General features: G+C 67.6%; 16 protein-coding genes, 1 pseudogene and 1 riboswitch. Of the genes and pseudogenes, 13 read left to right on the top strand and 4 right to left on the bottom strand.

What is annotated here, in order from left to right; genetic code table 11:
• Window positions 1-114 precede the first annotated feature (114 nt).
• The 7 genes and pseudogenes from A5625_RS00605 to ileS form a co-directional block, all read left to right on the top strand.
• Window positions 115-369, top strand: a pseudogene (locus A5625_RS00605) (hypothetical protein); the annotation flags it as partial.
• A gap of 84 nt (window positions 370-453) precedes the next feature.
• Complete coding sequence (locus A5625_RS00600; protein ID WP_066988456.1) at window positions 454-1,296, top strand: helix-turn-helix domain-containing protein; 843 nt, start codon at window positions 454-456, stop codon at window positions 1,294-1,296.
• Window positions 1,250-1,651 (top strand): VOC family protein, encoded by a 402-nt coding sequence (locus A5625_RS00595; RefSeq protein ID WP_066988448.1) that lies wholly within the window; start codon window positions 1,250-1,252, stop codon window positions 1,649-1,651. The genes A5625_RS00600 and A5625_RS00595 overlap by 47 nt, the downstream gene beginning before the upstream one ends.
• A 173-nt stretch (window positions 1,652-1,824) precedes the next feature.
• Window positions 1,825-2,394: a carboxymuconolactone decarboxylase family protein gene (locus A5625_RS00590; RefSeq protein WP_066988447.1), complete on the top strand. Its 570-nt coding sequence runs from the start codon at window positions 1,825-1,827 to the stop codon at window positions 2,392-2,394.
• Between the two features lie 132 nt (window positions 2,395-2,526).
• The gene (locus tag A5625_RS00585; protein ID WP_066988446.1) at window positions 2,527-3,651 is read left to right on the top strand and encodes a nitronate monooxygenase family protein; all 1,125 of its coding nucleotides are present in this window, start codon (window positions 2,527-2,529) and stop codon (window positions 3,649-3,651) included.
• Window positions 3,652-3,843: 192 nt separating this feature from the next.
• Window positions 3,844-4,028: riboswitch (M-box (ykoK) riboswitch) on the top strand.
• A gap of 276 nt (window positions 4,029-4,304) precedes the next feature.
• Window positions 4,305-4,559 carry an Rv1535 family protein gene (locus A5625_RS00580; RefSeq protein ID WP_066988455.1) on the top strand — a complete coding sequence of 85 codons (255 nt, stop codon included), beginning with the start codon at window positions 4,305-4,307 and terminating at the stop codon, window positions 4,557-4,559.
• Window positions 4,560-4,931: 372 nt separating this feature from the next.
• Window positions 4,932-8,048 (top strand): isoleucine--tRNA ligase, encoded by a 3,117-nt coding sequence (gene ileS, locus A5625_RS00575; protein WP_066988454.1) that lies wholly within the window; start codon window positions 4,932-4,934, stop codon window positions 8,046-8,048.
• A 19-nt stretch (window positions 8,049-8,067) separates the two neighbouring features.
• Here ileS and A5625_RS00570 read toward each other — a convergent pair whose 3' ends face one another.
• The gene (locus A5625_RS00570; protein WP_066988453.1) at window positions 8,068-8,583 is read right to left on the bottom strand and encodes a hypothetical protein; all 516 of its coding nucleotides are present in this window, start codon (window positions 8,581-8,583) and stop codon (window positions 8,068-8,070) included.
• A 138-nt stretch (window positions 8,584-8,721) separates the two neighbouring features.
• On the opposite strand from A5625_RS00570, the gene A5625_RS00565 reads away from it, so the two are divergent.
• Entirely contained in the window at window positions 8,722-10,107 is a 1,386-nt protein-coding gene (locus A5625_RS00565; RefSeq protein WP_197515898.1) for a DNA polymerase IV, read from the top strand.
• On the opposite strand, the gene A5625_RS00560 is transcribed toward A5625_RS00565, so the two are convergent.
• Complete coding sequence (locus A5625_RS00560; RefSeq protein ID WP_066988444.1) at window positions 10,072-11,028, bottom strand: asparaginase; 957 nt, start codon at window positions 11,026-11,028, stop codon at window positions 10,072-10,074. The genes A5625_RS00565 and A5625_RS00560 overlap by 36 nt on opposite strands.
• A gap of 54 nt (window positions 11,029-11,082) precedes the next feature.
• Between A5625_RS00560 and lspA the strand changes: the two genes are divergently transcribed.
• Entirely contained in the window at window positions 11,083-11,721 is a 639-nt protein-coding gene (gene lspA / locus A5625_RS00555) for a signal peptidase II (RefSeq protein ID WP_082984174.1), read from the top strand.
• Entirely contained in the window at window positions 11,714-12,640 is a 927-nt protein-coding gene (locus A5625_RS00550; RefSeq protein ID WP_066988451.1) for an RluA family pseudouridine synthase, read from the top strand. Before lspA ends, A5625_RS00550 begins: the two co-directional genes overlap by 8 nt.
• 1 nt (window position 12,641) lies before the next feature.
• Here A5625_RS00550 and A5625_RS00545 read toward each other — a convergent pair whose 3' ends face one another.
• Entirely contained in the window at window positions 12,642-13,400 is a 759-nt protein-coding gene (locus tag A5625_RS00545; protein WP_066988452.1) for a class I SAM-dependent methyltransferase, read from the bottom strand.
• A 71-nt stretch (window positions 13,401-13,471) separates the two neighbouring features.
• A complete protein-coding gene (locus A5625_RS00540; protein ID WP_066988442.1) occupies window positions 13,472-13,876 on the bottom strand; it encodes a group 1 truncated hemoglobin in 405 nt (134 codons plus the stop codon).
• A 283-nt stretch (window positions 13,877-14,159) separates the two neighbouring features.
• Between A5625_RS00540 and A5625_RS00535 the strand changes: the two genes are divergently transcribed.
• Genes A5625_RS00535 through A5625_RS00525 form a run of 3 tightly spaced genes read left to right on the top strand, consistent with a single transcriptional unit; the run spans window position 14,160 to window position 18,327 of the window.
• Window positions 14,160-15,200 carry an SDR family NAD(P)-dependent oxidoreductase gene (locus tag A5625_RS00535; RefSeq protein ID WP_066988441.1) on the top strand — a complete coding sequence of 347 codons (1,041 nt, stop codon included), beginning with the start codon at window positions 14,160-14,162 and terminating at the stop codon, window positions 15,198-15,200.
• 4 nt (window positions 15,201-15,204) lie between these two features.
• A complete protein-coding gene (locus A5625_RS00530; RefSeq protein ID WP_066988440.1) occupies window positions 15,205-16,008 on the top strand; it encodes an SDR family oxidoreductase in 804 nt (267 codons plus the stop codon).
• Window positions 16,009-16,053: 45 nt separating this feature from the next.
• The gene (locus A5625_RS00525; protein ID WP_066988439.1) at window positions 16,054-18,327 is read left to right on the top strand and encodes an MMPL family transporter; all 2,274 of its coding nucleotides are present in this window, start codon (window positions 16,054-16,056) and stop codon (window positions 18,325-18,327) included.
• Window positions 18,328-18,353 lie beyond the last annotated feature (26 nt).

Genomic DNA, 18,353 nt, shown 5'->3' with positions numbered 1-18,353 from the left:
CTTGATTCCCAGGCACTTCCGCCTACGCGCGGACGGCTAGATATCTGGCTCGCGCAGGAAACGGGTCACTCCGGCACCAGCATCCCGCTAACGCATTTGGGCTTCTTCGTGCTGGACGGCGGGTTGCATCCGGTTCCCACCGGCCGCGCCGACGAGCAGGTCAAGGTCGGTGGCTATGGCATCGAAGCGGGGGAAATACGCGCCGCGCTAAGTGAATTGGACGGCGTTGAGTGCGCGGCGGTGATCGCCCGCGAAGATCGGGCCGGCGACGAGCGTGTCGTCGGCTATGTGACCGGAGTCGCTGACCCGACCGAAATTCGGGCCCGGTTGGGTCAGCGGCTCCCCACATTTCGCACCCGCGGCGCGCTAGCGTAGCTGTGGATGGTCGACGAACTGCAGCGCAGCTGGGACTTCGTTCTGGCGCCACCGCGAAGTGCGCCGGGCGTCACGTCCATGGTGGGTTATCGCGCCTTGGACGTGCCCGAGACTGTGCATCGCGGCATGCCGTCGTCGATGTTGACGTTCATCGTCAGCCTGGACGACGGGGTGGAGGCCGCAGCCACCGTCGACGCGCTGGCCGCATCCCGGCCCAACCGGTTGGTGCTCGGCGGGCTACACGTGCAGGCCAGCCACGTACGGCAGCGGCGCGGCCAAGCGGGCGTGCAGCTCGCGGTGCACCCGTTGGCGTCACGTGCGCTGTTCGGTGTGCCCGGCGCCGAGCTGCCGGTCACCGGCTACGACGCGGTCGATGTGCTCGGCCGTCGCGCGATCGAGCTCTCCGAGCGTGTTGCCGAAGCCGGTCATTGGCCGCAAGCGTTCGCAACTGTGGCAGCGCACCTCGTGGATGCCCGGCGACGGCGCGACGATGCGACGGTGCGTCCCGAGGTCGCGTATGCCTGGCAGCTGATGGAGCTCAGTCGGGGCCGGATTGCTTTGGGAGCGTTGGCGAATCGCGTCGGAGTGAGCTCAAGACACCTGGCGACGCTGTTCCGGCGGGAGGTCGGCAGATCACCGAAGACGGTGTCGATGCTGATGCGATTCGAGCACGCCACAGGCCGGATCGCGGCATCGGCGCGACGGTATGGCCGGGTTGACCTGGCCGCGATCGCGGCCGACACCGGATATTGCGACCAGGCACATCTGACCCGCGAGTTCGGCCGGTTCGCCGGAGTGCCGCCACGAGCCTGGCTGGCTGAAGAGTTCCGAAACATCCAAGACGGCGGGCACTCCTTCGGTCCACAGTGGGACCATGACAACTTCGAATCCGACCGTTTGGTTGACGCTGCAGGCAGATAACGCTCCCAAGCTCATCGACTACTACGTCGACACGTTCGGCTTCGTCCTCGCCGCCCGGTACGGCGACGGCGACAGAGTCGATCACGCCCAGCTGAATTGGCCCGAAGGCAGTGGCGGCATCATGCTGGGCAGCCACCAACCCGGGGCGGACTGGTCGCGCCAACCGGGAACCGCCGGCGGCTATGTCGTCACCGCCGATCCCGACGCCCTGTACCAGCGGATCCTGTCGCGCCAGGCGGAAATTGTTCGCCCGCTCGGCAAAACAGATTACGGCGCAACCGAATTCGCCGTCCGCGATCCTGAAGGCAACATGTGGTCGTTCGGCGACTACGTCGGCGAATCAACGCCGACCTGATCACCGTCGACCGACGTCGCCCGCTTGGGTGCGGACCCGCCATGCTGCGCGAAATATGTTGGACAGTAGCGATTCTCGCTAACAGTGCGCCGGCCGGCTTCGCCGTGCCGTCCCGCTGACTACCATGACGGTAGAACGCGACGGTCCCGCCAGCACGGAGGAGTGCTCATCCGATGACAACTGCGCGCCTGCCCAAACTGCCACTCGACGAAGCCAAAGCCGCCGCCGACGAAGCGGCCGTCCCCAATTACATGGCCGAACTCAGCATCTTTCAGGTGCTGCTCAACCATCCGCCACTGGCACGCGGCATCAACGACCTGCTCGCCACCATGCTTTGGCACGGAACCCTCGACTCGCGGCTGCGCGAACTGGCGATCATGCGGATCGCTTGGCTCACCGGCTGCGACTACGAATGGACACAGCACTGGCGCGTCGCATCCCGGCTCGGCGTTGCCGGTGACGATCTGCTGGGTGTGCGAGATTGGCAGCATCACGCCGGGTTCGGCTCCACCGAACGGGCGGTGCTCGCGGCCACCGACGACGTGGTGCGCGACGGCGCGGTGAGCGCCGCGAGCTGGGCGGCCTGCGAGCGCGAATTCCACGGTGACACAACGGTTCTCATCGAGTTGGTCGCCGTCATCGGCGCCTGGCGGATGGTCGCGTCGATCCTGCAAAGCCTGGAGGTGCCGTTGGAGGACGGCGTATCGAGCTGGCCGCCGGACGGCCGGTCTCCCCGGTCGTAGGGGCGATCGCGAGCGCGGCGCAGCCGGGCGGAGCGGGTCGCCCCCGTCGGTCTTAGCGCCGCCGCTCAGGCGCGAGATTCCCACGCTCCGTGGCCGATTGACTTAGCAACCGATAACTCTTAGCGTCGGGCAATGCGAACCAGGGTCGCCGAGATGCTCGGAGTCGAATTCCCGATCTGCGCCTTCAGCCATTGCCGGGATGTGGTGGCCGCGGTGACCAACGCGGGCGGCTTCGGCATCCTGGGCGCCACCGCGCACAGTCCCCAGCGTCTGCAGAGCGAGCTGACCTGGATTGAGGAGCAGACCGGGGGCAAGCCCTATGGAGTCGACCTGCTGCTGCCGCCCAAATATGTGGGTGCCGAGCAAGGCGGGATCGACACCAAGCAGGCCCGCACGCTGCTGCCCGAGGAGCATCGCGCGTTCGTCGAAGACCTGCTGGCCCGTTACGGGGTCACGGCGGCCGCCGAGCCATCGCGCGGATCGCTGGGTGGCCTGAACATCTCGCCCAAGAGTTACGAGCCGCTGCTCGACGTGGCGTTCGCCCACAACATCCGGCTGATCGCCAGCGCGCTCGGACCGCCACCCGCGGACCTGGTCCAGCGCGCGCACGACCAGGACGTGCTGGTGGCCGCGTTGGCCGGGACCACCCGCCACGCGCAGCGGCATGCCGCCGCGGGCGTCGACCTGATCGTCGCGCAGGGCACCGAGGCGGGCGGCCACACGGGCGAGGTGGCGACCATGGTGTTGGTGCCCGAGGTTGTCGATGCCGTGGCGCCGGTGCCGGTGCTGGCCGCCGGCGGCATCGCGCGTGGTCGCCAGATCGCCGCGGCGCTGGCGCTGGGCGCCGAAGGCGTCTGGTGCGGCTCGGTCTGGCTCACCACCGAAGAGGCCGAGACCGTGCCGGTGGTCAAGGAGAAGTTCCTGGCCGCCACCTCGTCGGACACGGTTCGGTCGCGCTCGATGACGGGCAAGCCGGCGCGGATGCTGCGCACCGCCTGGACCGACGAGTGGGAGCGGCCGGAAAACCCGGACCCGCTGGGCATGCCGCTGCAGACCGCGCTGATCACCGAACCGCAGGTGCGCATCAACTCCGCGGCCGCCCATCAGGGCGCCAAGGCGCGTGAGCTGGCCACCTACTTCGTCGGACAGGTGGTCGGCTCGCTCGACCGGGTTCGCCCCACCCGCTCGGTGGTGCTCGACATGGTCGAAGAGTTCATCGACACCATCGGCCGGCTCGACGGCCTGGTCGAGAAGTGATGCCAAGGCGCTCGCGGCGGACCGGCAAACCCCGATCACTGACCTTTTCCTGACCCTGTCGCGTCATAAGACCAGGTCAGCGCCGTGAACCTGGCCGAATGCTGTGTGCAACCCTCATGAATCCGTAAAGGATCACCGACACGCGGCCGGGGGATTTGACCGCGTCATACCCGTCGTGCATTATCGGTCGGGTAAGCACCTCGTTAGGTGAGGCGTCTACACGAATACAGGCCACTGACCCCGAACGTCGAAAGACGCCCCGGGTCAGGACAGCTCCTCCCGGCTTAAGGGTTGAGCCCAGGTGGCTTCCGGCTCGGATTGTTTTCCAGGCCAGGACACGTCGTGTGGTGCCGAAGCTCTGACGAGAGGGGTGTGGTTCTCCGACGGTCGTCGGGTTCTGCTCCTCTGCTGCGCATAGATGCATGCGACCGCGCATGCGTCGTGACCGCGAGGAGGTGAGGGACAGATGAGCTCTAGCGATAGTCCGGACCGAAGTCCGAACTGTGTTTCGTCCCGATCCGGTCTCCGGCGCAGCATTCTCGGCTGAGTCGCCGCAACGCTAAGTCGTTATCCGCCAAGCGTTCTGAGACCACCAGGGATGGGACACACCAGTCCAGCCAGTCCCCGTTGGATCTCCCCTCTAGGAGGCGATGATGACCGCAGCTTTCTACGACGAAGTGGTAACCGTAGGGCCCGCCCGCACCCTGACCGTGGTGCCCGAGGCCGACACGATGCCGGCCCCCATGCACGTTTCGCCGGCCACCGCCCGCCGTCGCGTCGACGACACCGCGCCGTTCGGCGCCGGTGGTGACCCGCTGGTGGACGGCGCCGCCCGCTTGCTGAGCGTGCCGTTGCGTCACGTGTACGCCGCGCTGTGGCGGGTCGGCGTCCTGGAAGTCCGGGCCTGAAAGGCGAACTCCGATGGACGTCAAGCGACCGTGGCTCCAAGGGGTTGCTTGGGCGCAGACGTAGTTCTGCGCCTTGGCGACCCCTTGGAGTACGCGCGGATTTGCGGGTCTTCGTAGAATCGTCTTACTGGCGTCGATCCGGCCATCACCGGGGAGCCTTCGGAAGAACAGCCATGCCGGCTCAGTAGAACCGAACGGGTAGGCCCGTCACAGCCGTGATCGAGTGGCCACGCGAAAGCGCGGCAAGCGGGGTGGTACCGCGGCGCTCGCGCAGCCAGCGCGTCGTCGTCCCCGGTTTGCACCGTGGCACAGGAGACAACGCGCATCGTGACCGACAATCCCGGCACCGAAGCTGACCTCGAGGCTCAGCTCGTGGACTCCGTCCAGACCTATCCCAGGCTGGCCGGCGGAGCGCCTGACTTCCCAGCACTCGAGCTCGAGGTGCTGGACTACTGGGCGCGCGACGACACTTTCCGCGCCAGCATCGCGCGCCGGGACGGCTCACCGGAATACGTGTTCTACGACGGGCCGCCGTTCGCCAACGGGCTGCCGCACTACGGCCACCTGCTCACCGGCTACGTAAAAGACATCGTGCCGCGCTACCGCACCATGCGCGGCTACAAGGTGGAGCGCCGCTTCGGTTGGGACACCCACGGGCTCCCCGCCGAGCTCGAAGTCGAACGCCAGCTGGGCATCACCGACAAATCGCAGATCGACGACATGGGCATCGCGGCGTTCAACGAGGCCTGCCGCGAATCGGTGCTGCGCTACACCGACGAGTGGCAGGCCTACGTCACCCGCCAGGCGCGCTGGGTCGACTTCGACAACGACTACAAGACGCTGGATCCCAGCTACATGGAGTCGGTGATCTGGGCGTTCAAACAGCTGTGGGACAAGGGCCTGGCCTACGAGGGTTACCGGGTGCTGCCGTATTGCTGGCGCGACGAAACCCCGCTGTCCAACCACGAATTGCGGATGGACGACGACGTCTATCAGAGCCGCCAGGATCCCGCCGTCACGGTGGGCTTCCAGGTGGTCGGCGGCCCGCTGGACGGGGCCCGGCTGCTGGTGTGGACGACGACACCGTGGACCCTGCCGTCCAACCTCGCCGTCGCCGTCAACCCGGACGTGACCTACGTCGAGGTCGAGGCCGACGGCCGTCGATTCGTCCTCGCGCAAGCGCGGCTGGCCGCCTACGCCCGCGAGTTGGGCGAAGACCCCGAGATCCTGGCCAGCTACCGCGGCGCCGACCTGCTCGGCACCCGGTATCTGCCGCCCTTTCCGTATTTCATGGACACCGCCAAGGCGTTTCGGGTGCTGCCGGGCGACTTCGTCACCACCGAGGACGGCACCGGGATCGTGCACATGGCACCGGCCTACGGCGAGGACGACATGGCGACCACCGACAAGGCCGGCATCGCCCCGGTCACGCCGGTCGATTCCAAAGGCCGGTTCGACGCCACCGTCCCGGATTACCAGGGGCAGCACGTCTTTGACGCCAACCCGCACATCATCCGCGACCTGAAGAACGGCACCGGATCTGCCGCGGCCAACGGGGCGGTGCTGCTGCGCCACGAAACCTACGAGCACCCCTATCCGCACTGCTGGCGCTGCCGCAATCCGCTGATCTATCGCGCGGTGTCATCCTGGTTCGTCGCGGTCACCGAGTTCCGGGACCGCATGGTCGAACTCAACCAGCAGATCACCTGGTATCCCGAACACGTCAAGGACGGCCAGTTCGGCAAGTGGTTGCAGGGTGCCCGCGACTGGTCGATCTCACGAAACCGCTACTGGGGCACTCCGATTCCGGTATGGAAGTCCGACGATCCCGCGTATCCGAGAATCGACGTCTACGGCAGCCTCGACGAATTGGAGCGCGACTTCGGGGTGCGGCCCACCAATCTGCACCGGCCCTTCATCGACGAGTTGACCCGGCCCAACCCCGACGACCCGACCGGCGCCAGCACGATGCGGCGGATCCCCGACGTGCTCGACGTGTGGTTCGACTCGGGCTCCATGCCGTACGCCCAGGTGCACTACCCGTTCGAGAACGCCGACTGGTTCGACACCCATTACCCCGGCGACTTCATCGTGGAATACATCGGGCAGACCCGCGGCTGGTTCTACACCCTGCACGTGCTGGCCACCGCACTGTTCGATCGTCCCGCCTTCAAAACCTGTGTGGCACACGGCATCGTGCTGGGCTCCGACGGTCAGAAGATGAGCAAGTCGCTGCGCAACTATCCCGATGTCAGCGAGGTGTTCGACCGCGACGGCTCCGACGCCATGCGATGGTTCCTGATGGCCTCGCCGATCCTGCGCGGGGGCAACCTCATCGTCACCGAGCAAGGCATCCGCGAAGGGGTGCGCCAGGTGTTGCTGCCGTTCTGGAACGCCTACAGCTTCCTGGCCCTCTATGCACCCAAAGTCGGTACCTGGCGCACCGATTCGACGCAGGTGCTGGACCGCTACATCCTGGCCAAGCTCGCCGAGCTGCGCGACGACCTGACCCGTGAGATGGACACCTGTGACATATCCCGGGCCTGCGAGCAGCTGCGCCAGTTCACCGAGGCGCTGACGAATTGGTATGTGCGACGGTCGCGTTCACGCTTCTGGGAGGAAGATGTGGACGCCATCGACACCTTGCACACCGTGCTGGAAGTGACCGCGCGGCTGGCCGCGCCGCTGCTTCCGTCGGTGACCGAGATCGTCTGGCGCGGCCTGACTTCGCAGCGGTCGGTGCACCTGACCGATTGGCCCCAAGCCGGCGATCTGCCCGCCGATCCCGACTTGGTCGCCGCCATGGACCAGGTTCGCGAAGTCTGCTCGGCCGCGTCCTCGCTACGCAAAGCCAAGAAACTGCGGGTCCGGTTGCCGCTGCCGAAACTGACTGTGGCGGTGGAGAATCCACAGCGACTGCAGTCGTTCGTCGACCTCATCGCCGATGAGCTCAACGTCAAGAGCGTCGAGCTGACCGATGCGATCGACACCTACGGCCGCTTCGAGCTCACGGTGAACGCGCGGGTGGCCGGGCCCCGGCTGGGCAAGGACGTGCAGGCGGCCATCAAGGCGGTCAAGGCGGGGGAGGGCGTCGTCAATCCGGACGGCACCCTGACCGCCGGCCCCGCGGTATTGCAGCCCGAGGAATACAGCTCGCGCCTGGTCGCCGCCGACCCGGAGTTCACCGCGGCCCTGCCCGACGGAGCGGGCCTGGTGGTGCTGGACGGCACGGTGACCCCGGAGCTGGAGGCCGAGGGCTGGGCGAAGGACCGCATCCGCGAATTGCAGGAACTGCGCAAGTCGACCGGGCTGGACGTCTCCGACCGCATCAGCGTGGTGATGGCGGTGCCCGGCGAGCGCGCCGACTGGGCGCGCACCCACCGCGACCTCATCGCAGGCGAAATCCTGGCCACCACTTTCGAATTCGGTGAGCCGGCCGATGGTGCCGAAATCGGCGACGGCGTGCGGGTGAGCATCGCCAAGGCCTGAGCGGACGCCTGCCCGGTCGTCAGATGCGGGATCGCAGCGCCCGGTGGGCATGGGGCCAGAACGGCATACCGGCGACCACCGTCGCCCCGACGGCGATGACGCCGACCGCGACGTCGACGCTCCGGCGGCCCTCCGATGCCCAGTAGACGTCCTTGAGGTCCAGCAGCAGTGCCAGCTCATCGACGATCATGGCATTGGCGGCCCCGTAGGCCACTGCTGCCGCGGGATGGCGCCGTTGCTTGTCGGTTCCGCGCAACCCGATACCGGCCACCGTCGCCAGCATCCCGATGCCGATGTTGTAGTGGTGGAAGTGCCTGCCGCCCAAGGAGATCCCACCACCAGAAGGTCCATGGCCGCTGCGAATCCAGTGCGTCAGCCCGCGCAGCCCGGCGAAGGTCAGGGTGAACGATGCCCACGCCAACACGGTGGCCTGCTCGCCGGGTTGCAGGCGCTCGTTCCACTGGTGGCGCAGCCGCGCCCATCGCGTCGAGGGCGACGCAGCACCCCCGGGCGCCTCCCCGGGTCTGGTGTCCATCAGCCGGCCTCGACCCCCTTGGCCCAGCGCTTCGAGCTGCAGATTCGCCAATGCGCACGGTTCATGGCCATAGCGGAAACGGTAGTCCAACTGGCCCTTCGTGCGGGACCTAGCATCAATCGTGTGGAGTCGCGGTGGGTGCTGCACCTGGACATGGATGCGTTCTTCGCCTCCGTCGAGCAACTCACCCGCCCGACGCTGCGCGGGCGTCCGGTGCTGGTCGGCGGCATGGGTGGACGCGGTGTGGTGGCCGGGGCCAGTTACGAGGCGCGCGTGTTCGGGGCGCGGTCGGCCATGCCCATGCAGCAGGCCCGCCGTCTGGTCGGGGTGAATGCGGTGGTGTTGCCGCCGCGCGGAGTGGTCTACGGACTGGCCAGCCGGCGCGTCTTCGACACCATTCGCGCCGTGGTGCCCGTCGTCGAGCAGTTGTCCTTCGACGAGGGGTTCGGCGAACCCGCCCAACTCGCCGGGGCGTCTGCCGAGGACGTCGAGGCGTTCTGTGAGGATCTGCGCGGACGGGTTCGTGACAGCACCGGGCTGATCGCCTCGGTGGGCGCCGGCTCCGGAAAGCAGATCGCCAAGATCGCCTCCGGCCTGGCCAAGCCCGACGGGATTCGCGTGGTGCGCCGCGCCGAAGAACAACTACTGCTCGCCGGGCTGCCGGTGCGCCGGCTGTGGGGGATCGGGCCGGTTGCCGAGGAGAAGCTGCACCGGCTGGGCATCGAGACCGTCGGCGAACTGGCCGCGTTGACCGACGCCGAGGCGGCCAACATCTTGGGCGCCACCATCGGGCCAGCGCTGCACCGGCTTGCCCGCGGGATCGACGACCGTCCGGTCGCCGAGCGCGCCGAAGCCAAGCAGATCAGCTCCGAATCCACCTTTGCCGTCGACCTGACCAGCCTGGAGCAGTTGCGTGAGGCGATCGAGCCGATCGCCGAGCATGCCCATCACCGCCTGCTGCGTGACGGCCGTGGCGCGCGCACCGTGACGGTCAAGCTGAAGAAATCCGATATGAACACCCTCACCCGTTCGGCGACGCTGCCGTATGCCACCACCGAGGTGGCCGCCCTGGTGGGCGTGGCCCGCCGGCTGCTGCTCGATCCGCGCGAGATCGGGCCCATTCGCCTTCTGGGCGTGGGATTTTCGGGGTTGAGCGACGTGCGTCAGGAATCGTTGTTTCCGGACTTGGAATTGCCGGAGCCGCAACAGGATTCATCTTCGGTCGAAACCGCGGCCGAGGCCATGTTCGCCCCCGGGCCCGGTGACGCCGGCTGGCGGGTGGGAGACGACGTGGCCCACCGCGATCTTGGGCACGGCTGGGTACAGGGCGCCGGCCACGGCGTGGTCACCGCGCGGTTCGAAACCCGCAGCTCCGGCCCGGGCCCGGCCCGGACGTTTCCCGCCGACGGCGGCGACCTGGTGCGCGCCAACCCGGTCGACTCACTGGATTGGCCCGACTATGTCGGTGGTTTGCAGGCCGATGCGCTCTCAGCCCCACCGGGCGAGGACGTCGGCGACCGGTAGCTTCCCGGCCAGCGCGGCGATCAGCAGTACCCGCGCCTGCGGCGGCCGCAACCTCGGCACCAGCACCGCCCCGGCGGCGGCCATCTGGTGTCCAGGGCCATAGCTGGCGCCGACCCGCCCGCCGGGAACGCGGGTGGACACCGCGACCACGATTCCGTTGCCGCAGTGCCGGCGCACCGCCTCGACCACCGCGGGCCCGGCATTGCCCGAACCCAGCGCCTCGAGCACCACCGCCTGCGCGCCGGCGGCCACGCACGCATCCAGTGCCACCGCGTCACCGCCCAGGTACGTCGCGACGATGTCGACGCGCGGCGCACTGGCGGCCCGCAGTTCACCGACGTAGGGGCGCGTCTTCGGGCCGGTCAACTTCACCTCGCCGACCACGGCCCCGAGCAACTGGCCGGTGAAACCGCTCAGGTCCTCGGTGGCCACCTTGCTCATGCCCAGCGGTTGCAGCACCCGGCCGGCGAAACACATCACCACGCCCAGGTCGCGGGCGGCCGGTGTGGCCGCCACCGCCAGGGCGTCGCGCACGTTCGCCGGACCGTCCGCGTCGGGGGCGTCGGCGCTGCGCATCGCGCCGGTCAGCACGACCGGGGCCTGTCCCGCATAGGTGAGATCGAGCCACAGCGCGCTTTCCTCCATGGTGTCGGTGCCGTGCAGCACCACCACACCGTCGGCGCCGCCGTCGACCGCGGTTGTCAACGCGTCGCGGATCCGGTCCCAGTCGGCCAGCGTCAGCTCCGAGCTGTCGACCGCCAGCAGGTCAACCACGTCGACGTCGTGTGCGGCGCGAAAGGGCGCGATCAGATCCGCTCCGCTGTACGACGGTCGGTGCACCCCGTCGGCGCCGGTGCCGGTCGATATCGTGCCTCCGGTAGCGATCACGGTGAGCCGGGCCATGCTGGCATCATTGCGCATCGCCGGTCGGCGAACACCGCTAGCCTGCGTGGGGCAGTAGAGGATGATGAGAGAGTGCCTGAAGAACCAACGAAATCGACTGAGCCGTTGACCTCAGCCGAAGAGGCTGGTGAGGCCGCCCCGGTCGAGCGGGCCGCGGCGCCCGGAACCGTCGCGCCGGCGCGGCGGCTGCGACTGCTGCTGTCGATCGCGGCAATCGTGCTGACCCTCGACGTCGTCACCAAAGTCCTCGCCGTCGAACTGCTGCCACCGGGACAGCCGGTGCCGATCATCGGCGACACGGTGACCTGGACCCTGGTGCGCAATTCGGGCGCGGCGTTCTCGATGGCGACGGGATACACCTGGGTGCTCACCCTGATCGCCACCGGTGTGGTGGTCGGCATCTTCTGGATGGGGCGGCGGCTGGTGTCGCCCTGGTGGGCGGTTGGCCTGGGCATGATCCTGGGCGGCGCGATGGGCAACCTGGTCGATCGTTTCTTCCGGGCCCCGGGACCGCTGCGCGGTCACGTGGTGGACTTCCTATCGGTCGGCTGGTGGCCGGTATTCAACGTCGCCGACCCTTCCGTGGTGGGCGGCGCCATCCTGCTGGTGGTGCTGTCGATCTTCGGATTCGACTTCGACTCAGTTGGTCGGCGCACCGCCGCCGACCGGCGCAAGGACGAGGACGACGCCGGAGACCGTGCGGGTGAGTGACCGCTCGATGCCCGTGCCGGAGGGACTGGCGGGCATGCGTGTCGATGCCGGTCTGGCCCGGCTGCTGGGGCTGTCTCGCAGCGCGGCGGCGGCGCTGGCCGAAGACGGCGGTGTCGAACTCGACGGGGTGCAGGCCGGCAAGTCCGACCGGCTGACCGGCGGCGCGTGGCTGCACGTGCGCCTGCCCGAGGCGCCGGCGCCCCCGCAGAACACGCCCGTCGACATCGAGGGCATGACGATCCTGTACTCCGACGACGACATCGTCGCGGTCGACAAGCCGGCGGCGGTGGCCGCGCACGCATCGGTGGGCTGGACCGGACCCACGGTGCTCGGTGGCCTGGCCGCCGCGGGTTACCGGATCACCACCTCGGGTGTGCCCGAGCGACAGGGCATCGTGCACCGCCTCGACGTCGGCACGTCCGGGGTGATGGTGGTGGCGCTGTCCGAGCGCGCCTACACCGTGCTCAAGCGGGCGTTCAAACAGCGCACCGTCGACAAGCGCTATCACGCGCTGGTGCAGGGACATCCGGATCCGTCGAGCGGGACCATCGACGCACCCATCGGACGTCACCGCGGCGGCGAGTGGAAGTTCGCGGTCACCAAGGACGGCCGGCACAGCCTCACCCACTACGACACCGTGGAAGCCTTCGTCGCCGCCAGCCTGCTCGACGTGCACCTGGAAACCGGCCGCACCCACCAGATCCGGGTGCACTTCTCCGCGCTGCATCACCCGTGCTGCGGTGACCTTGTCTACGGCGCCGACCCCAAGCTCGCGAAAAAGCTTGGCCTGGATCGTCAATGGCTACACGCCCGGTCGCTGGCGTTCGCCCATCCCGCCGACGGCCGGCGGGTGGAGATCGTCAGCCCCTACCCGCCCGACCTGCAACACGCGCTGGATGTGTTGCGCGACGAGGGCTGACTCACCCAGGCTTGCGCGCCTCGACGAGCAGCCGGGTCGAGTAAGTGACGAACGGCCCGTCGTTTTCGATCTGCTGGTGCAATTCGGCCAGCCGGTCACGGTAGCGCTGCACGGTGAAGTCGGGCACCGTCCAGATCACCTTGCGCAGGAAGTACACCACGGCGCCGATGTCGAAGAACTCGGCTCGCATCCGCTCCATGCGCAGATCGACGACCTGCAGCCCAGCGGCCTCGGCCTGCGCGCGGACGGATTCCGGATGAAACTCGGCCCATTTCTGCAGCTGCGGCCCGATGAAGTACTCGACCAGCTCGCCCATGGTGGCCGGACCGATGTGCTGCGCGAAGTAGGTGCCGCCCGGCCGCAGCACCCGGAGGATCTCGGTCCACCAGACGGAGATCGGATGACGCGTGGTCACCAGGTCGAACGCCTCATCGGCGAACGGCAACGGCGGCTCATCACGGGTCGCGACGACCACCACGCCGAGCGGATGCAGGCGCCGGGTCGCCAGGGCGGCGTTGGGGGGCCACGTCTCGATGGCCACCATGGTGGGCGGGAACGGCGCCGCGCCGGACAGCACCTCCCCGCCGCCGGTGTGAATGTCCAGCGCGGCCGACACCGTTGCCAGCCGGCCGTGCAACAGCCGCTGGTAACCCCACGACGGGCGTTCCTCGGTGGCCCGGCCGTCCAGCCAGGAAAATTCCCAGCCCTCGACCGGGGCGGCGTCCGCCTCCGCGATCAGGTCGTCAAATGTGCGCCGCATGTCAGGCATGCTAGGCACCGTTCGCGACTATGGCGCACAAATTTCGGTGCGCCGCAATGCGCGCCGAGCGGTCAGACCGTGACCTTGCCGCCCGTCGCGATCTCGGGAGCCAACGGTGCGATCGCGCCGAGTATCTCCGCCACCGTCTCGGACGGCACCCCGGCGCCGGCCAGGGCGTCGGCCAAATGACCGGCCACCAGATTGAAGTGGTGCATGGTGATCCCGCGGCCCTGGTGCACCCGCTTCATCGCTGCACCGGTATAGGGCTCCGGGCCGCCTAGCGCCGCGGCGAAGAACTCGACCTGTTTGCCCTTGAGCCGGTTCATGTTCGTGCCGGTGAAAAACCCGGACAGCTGATCGTCGGCGAGCACCCGAACGTAGAAGTCCTCGACCACGACTTCGATCGCCTCCTGCCCGCCGATCCGGTCATAGATGGTGACCGGCGCGGACTTGCGGAAGCGCCCCAGAATTTTCATAAGCACGATTGGAGCATCTTGGCGTTGCTCGTCAGTTAGTGCGCGATCACGCCCGGATTGCTCTGTGTAACAAGCGGATTGCCCACAGCTGGCGGTCATGCTCGGCGAACCGTGAGGGTGCGCGTCGCGTCAGTTGACGGCAATCCGCGTCGAGGCGACACGCGGATGTCCTAGGTTGGCTTAATGACGCACGTCACATCACTCGCGCAGCCCCGCAAGGCGGTCGTGGCCATCGGGCTGGCCAGTTGCGGTCGGGGGGCTCACATCATCAGGAGCGAAGCCGATGAACCTTGGTGACATCACGAACTTGGTGGAGAACTCGCTCGGGAACCTGGTGGAAAAACCGCTGGCGGCGGTGTCTCACATCGTCAACACCCCGAACTCGGCCGGACGGTATCGACCCTTCTATTTGAGGAACCTGCTCGACGCGGTCCAGGGACGCAGCCTCGAGGACGCCGTCGAGGGCAAGACCGCCCTGATCACCGGAGGATCCTCGGGCATCGGCGAGGCCGCCGCGAAGAAGATCGCGGAAGCAGGCGGTGCGGTAGCGCTGGTGGCCCGGACCCGGGAAAACCTGGAGAAGGTCGCCGACGAGATCCGCGGTCACGGCGGGGCCGCCCACGTCTACCCCTGCGACCTGTCGGACATGGACGCCATCGCCGCGATGGCCGATCAGGTGCTCGCCGACCTGGGTGGGGTGGACATTTTGATCAACAACGCCGGGCGCTCGATTCGGCGTTCACTCGAGCTGTCCTACGACCGGATTCATGATTATCAGCGCACCATGCAGTTGAACTACCTGGGTGCGGTCCAGCTCATCCTCAAGTTCATTCCGGGCATGCGGGAGCGGGGGTACGGGCACGTGATCAACGTGTCCTCGGTCGGTGTGCAGACCCGCGCGCCGCGGTTCGGGGCCTACATCGCCAGCAAGGCTGCCCTGGACAGTTTGTGCGACGTGTTGCAAGCCGAAACGGTGAACGACGGCGTCCGGTTCACCACGGTGCATATGGCCCTGGTGCGCACGCCGATGATCAGCCCGACCACGCTCTACGACAAGTTCCCGGCGCTGACGCCCGAGCAGGCGGCCGGGGTGATCGCCGACGCCATCGTGCACCGGCCGCGCCGGGCCAGCTCACCGTTCGGGCAGTTCGCCGCCGTCGCCGATGCGGTCAACCCGGCGGTGATGGACCGGGTGCGCAACCGGGCGTTCGCCATGTTCGGTGACTCCGACGCCGCAAAGGGCGGTGAATCAACAACCGAGACAACAGAATTCGACAAGCGCAGCGAGAACTTCGTCCGGGCTACCCGAGGGATACATTGGTGAGACCATGAGCCTTCCGAAACCTGACCTTCAGACCACCGTTGTCATCACCGGCGCCTCGTCCGGTATCGGCGCCGAACTGGCGCGCGGATTGGCCCGCCGCGGCTTCCCGCTGTTGCTGGTCGCGCGCCGCCGCGAGCGCCTCGACGAGTTGGCCAACGAGGTCGGCCAGGAGTATTCGGTCGCCGTCGAGGTGCTGCCGCTGGATCTCAGCGACAGCAAGGCCCGCGCCAAACTGGCTCACCGGTTGCGCACCGAAGCGATCGCCGGCCTGTGCAACAGCGCCGGCTTCGGCACCAGCGGGGTGTTCCACGAATTGCCGGTGGAGCGGGAGAGCGAAGAGGTCACCCTCAACGCGCTGGCGTTGATGGAACTCACCCACGCCACGCTGCCCGGCATGGTGGAGCGCGGTGCCGGTGCGGTGATGAACATCGCGTCGATCGCCGGATTTCAGCCGGTTCCCTACATGGCGGTTTACTCGGCCACCAAGGCGTTCGTCCAGACGTTCTCCGAAGCCGTGCACGAGGAGTTGCATGGGACGGGGGTGTCGGTCACCTGCCTGTGCCCGGGACCGGTGCCGACCGAGTGGGCCGAGATCGCCAACGCCGAGCGGTTCAGCATCGCCATTGCGCAAGTCTCGCCACGCGACGTGGCCGAGGCGGCCATCGGGGGAATGCTGGCCGGACGGCGCACGGTGGTGCCCGGCATGGTGCCCAAAGTGGTCAGCACCGGCGGCCGGTTCGCGCCGCGCAGCCTGCTGTTGCCCGGCATCCGGCTCGGCAACCGATTTCGGGGTGGGCCCAAGAACTGACCGGAAAGGACACTCACTCGCCCCGCGAGGTAGGGAGAGCACCAGGTGTTACGGGGAGCCGCTCGACTCGCCATAATCGCGCCGCGCAGGATCGTCGCCGCGGCTTTCCTGGTCATGGTCGCGGCCGGAGTTTTCGGCGTCTCCGCCCTCGACGTGCTGTCGGCGGGTGGGTATCAGGATCCGTCGTCGCAGTCTTCGCGGGCGCAGCGGGTGCTCGCGGAGAAGTTCGACTACGGCGACCAACAGATGGTTTTCGAGGTGACCGCCGAGGCGGGCGCCCAAAGCGTGTCCGCCCGAGAGGTAGCCACCGACATCTTCGCGCAGCTGAAAGCGTCGCCGGATGTTGCCCAGGTCAGCTCGGCGTGGACCCTTCCGGCTCCGGCCGCGGCGGGCCTGATCAGCAAGGACGGTAAGACCGGACTGATCATCGCCGGCATTCGCGGTGGCGAGACCAACGCCCAGAAGAATGCCGCGGCGTTGGCGAAGAAGCTCGCGCACGATCGTGACGGCGTCACGGTGAAGGCCGGCGGCGAGGCTCTGACGTATTCGCAGATCAATAAGCAAAGCGAAAAAGACCTGTTGGTGATGGAATCCATCGCGTTTCCACTGAGCTTCATCGTGCTGGTGTGGGTGTTCGGCGGCATGCTCGCCGCGGCGATTCCGATGGCGGTAGGCGGCTTTGCCATCGTTTGCACCTTGGCGATGCTGAAAGCGATCACACTCTTCGCCGACGTCTCGATATTCGCGCTCAACCTGACGGTGGCGATGGGTTTGGCGTTGGCCATCGACTACACCTTGTTGATCATCAGCCGATACCGCGACGAGCTCGCCGACGGCATGCCGCGCGACGATGCATTGGTTCGCACCATGTGCACGGCCGGGCGAACGGTGCTGTTCTCGGCGACGACCGTCGCACTGTCCATGGCCACGATGGTGCTGTTTCCGATGTACTTCCTGAAGTCCTTCGCCTACGCGGGCATCGCCGTGGTCGCATTGGCGGCCGTCGCGGCGGTGGTGATTACTCCCGCCCTGATCGTGGTCCTCGGCGACCGGCTGGACGCGCTCAACGTGCGGCGGCTGATTCGGCGGGCGGGCGGGCGCCCAGAGCCGGTGCCCGGCCCGATCCAACAGAGCTTCTTGTACCGCTCGACGAAAGCCGTGATGCGACGGCCGATTTCGATCGGCCTAGCGGTCATCGCGTTCTTGCTGGTGCTGGGGGCGCCTTTTCTGGGGGCGAATTGGGGCTTCTCCGATGATCGCGTGCTGCCGACCTCGGCATCGGCGCGCCAGGTCGGCGACGACATGCGTTCAGATTTCGCGGTCAGCACGGATCGGGACGTGACCGTGGTGATCCCCGATGCGACCGGGTTGGCCCCCGGCGAGATCGAGCGATATGCCGTTCAACTCTCGCAGGTAGCCGACGTCGTGTCGGTGTCAACACCCGGCGGAACCTTCCAGAACGGCGCGCCGGTCGGGCCACCTTCGGCGCCCACCGGCGCGAAGGACGGCAGTGTCTTCCTCACGGTTCGCAGCACGGCCACGTTGTTCTCCGCCGCATCGGAACGACAGCTGGATCGTCTCGCGGCCATCGCCGGACCCGGTGGCCGCGACGTGCTGTTCACCGGCCGGGCAGGGATAAACCGCGACAGCGCGGGGGCGGTCACGTCGCGGCTGCCGCTTGTCTTGTCGATCATCGCGGTGATCACCTTCGCGCTGTTGTTCTCGTTGACCGGCAGTGTGGTGATGCCGCTGAAAGCCTTGGTGCTCAACGTCTTGTCGCTGACCGCCGCATTCGGCGCCCTGGTCTGGATCTTCCAGCAAGGCCACCTGGGTGCCCTGGGCACCACGGCCAACGGCACCCTGATGATCCACATGCCGGTGCTGCTGTTCTGCATCGCGTTCGGTCTCTCGATGGATTACGAGGTCTTTTTGGTGTCTCGGATCCGTGAGCACTGGTTGGCCTCCGGCCGAACGCCAGAGGATAACGACGAGGCCGTCGCGCAGGGGGTGGCTCGGTCCGGTCGGGTTGTGACCGCAGCGGCGCTGTTGATGTCGATCTCCTTCGCCGCGTTGATAGCCGCGCGGGTGTCGTTCATGAGGATGTTCGGTCTGGGACTCACCCTGGCAGTGGTGGTCGACGCGACGCTCGTTCGTATGCTGCTGCTTCCGGCGTTCATGCGCTTGATGGGCCGGGCCAACTGGTGGGCGCCTAAACCGTTGGTCAAACTGCACGAGCGCATTGGCATCGACGAGGAAGAAGGCGGCGACGTTGGCCGGCTAACGCCCGTCAAACCCGTCCATCCGCGGGACGGGTGGTGAAGCGCCCGCCTCTGAGCGACAACGGG

Source organism: Mycobacterium sp. 1465703.0, from assembly GCF_001672975.1.
In the GTDB taxonomy this organism is placed as follows: domain Bacteria; phylum Actinomycetota; class Actinomycetes; order Mycobacteriales; family Mycobacteriaceae; genus Mycobacterium.
Note: the sequence above shows the minus strand (reverse complement) of the source record. Positions and strands in the feature narration are given on the sequence as shown.

Excerpts from the sequence above, each read along its gene's own strand:
- A5625_RS00580 (WP_066988455.1), top strand. The coding sequence starts at position 4,305 with ATGACCGCAGCTTTCTACGACGAAGTGGTAACCGTAGGGCCCGCCCGC.
- A5625_RS00530 (WP_066988440.1), top strand. The coding sequence starts at position 15,205 with ATGAGCCTTCCGAAACCTGACCTTCAGACCACCGTTGTCATCACCGGC.
- A5625_RS00535 (WP_066988441.1), top strand. The coding sequence starts at position 14,160 with ATGAACCTTGGTGACATCACGAACTTGGTGGAGAACTCGCTCGGGAAC.
- A5625_RS00595 (WP_066988448.1), top strand. The coding sequence starts at position 1,250 with ATGACAACTTCGAATCCGACCGTTTGGTTGACGCTGCAGGCAGATAAC.
- A5625_RS00600 (WP_066988456.1), top strand. The coding sequence starts at position 454 with ATGGTGGGTTATCGCGCCTTGGACGTGCCCGAGACTGTGCATCGCGGC.
- A5625_RS00585 (WP_066988446.1), top strand. The coding sequence starts at position 2,527 with ATGCGAACCAGGGTCGCCGAGATGCTCGGAGTCGAATTCCCGATCTGC.
- A5625_RS00560 (WP_066988444.1), bottom strand. The coding sequence starts at position 11,028 with ATGCGCAATGATGCCAGCATGGCCCGGCTCACCGTGATCGCTACCGGA.
- A5625_RS00590 (WP_066988447.1), top strand. The coding sequence starts at position 1,825 with ATGACAACTGCGCGCCTGCCCAAACTGCCACTCGACGAAGCCAAAGCC.
- A5625_RS00540 (WP_066988442.1), bottom strand. The coding sequence starts at position 13,876 with ATGAAAATTCTGGGGCGCTTCCGCAAGTCCGCGCCGGTCACCATCTAT.
- A5625_RS00570 (WP_066988453.1), bottom strand. The coding sequence starts at position 8,583 with ATGGACACCAGACCCGGGGAGGCGCCCGGGGGTGCTGCGTCGCCCTCG.
- A5625_RS00545 (WP_066988452.1), bottom strand. The coding sequence starts at position 13,400 with ATGCGGCGCACATTTGACGACCTGATCGCGGAGGCGGACGCCGCCCCG.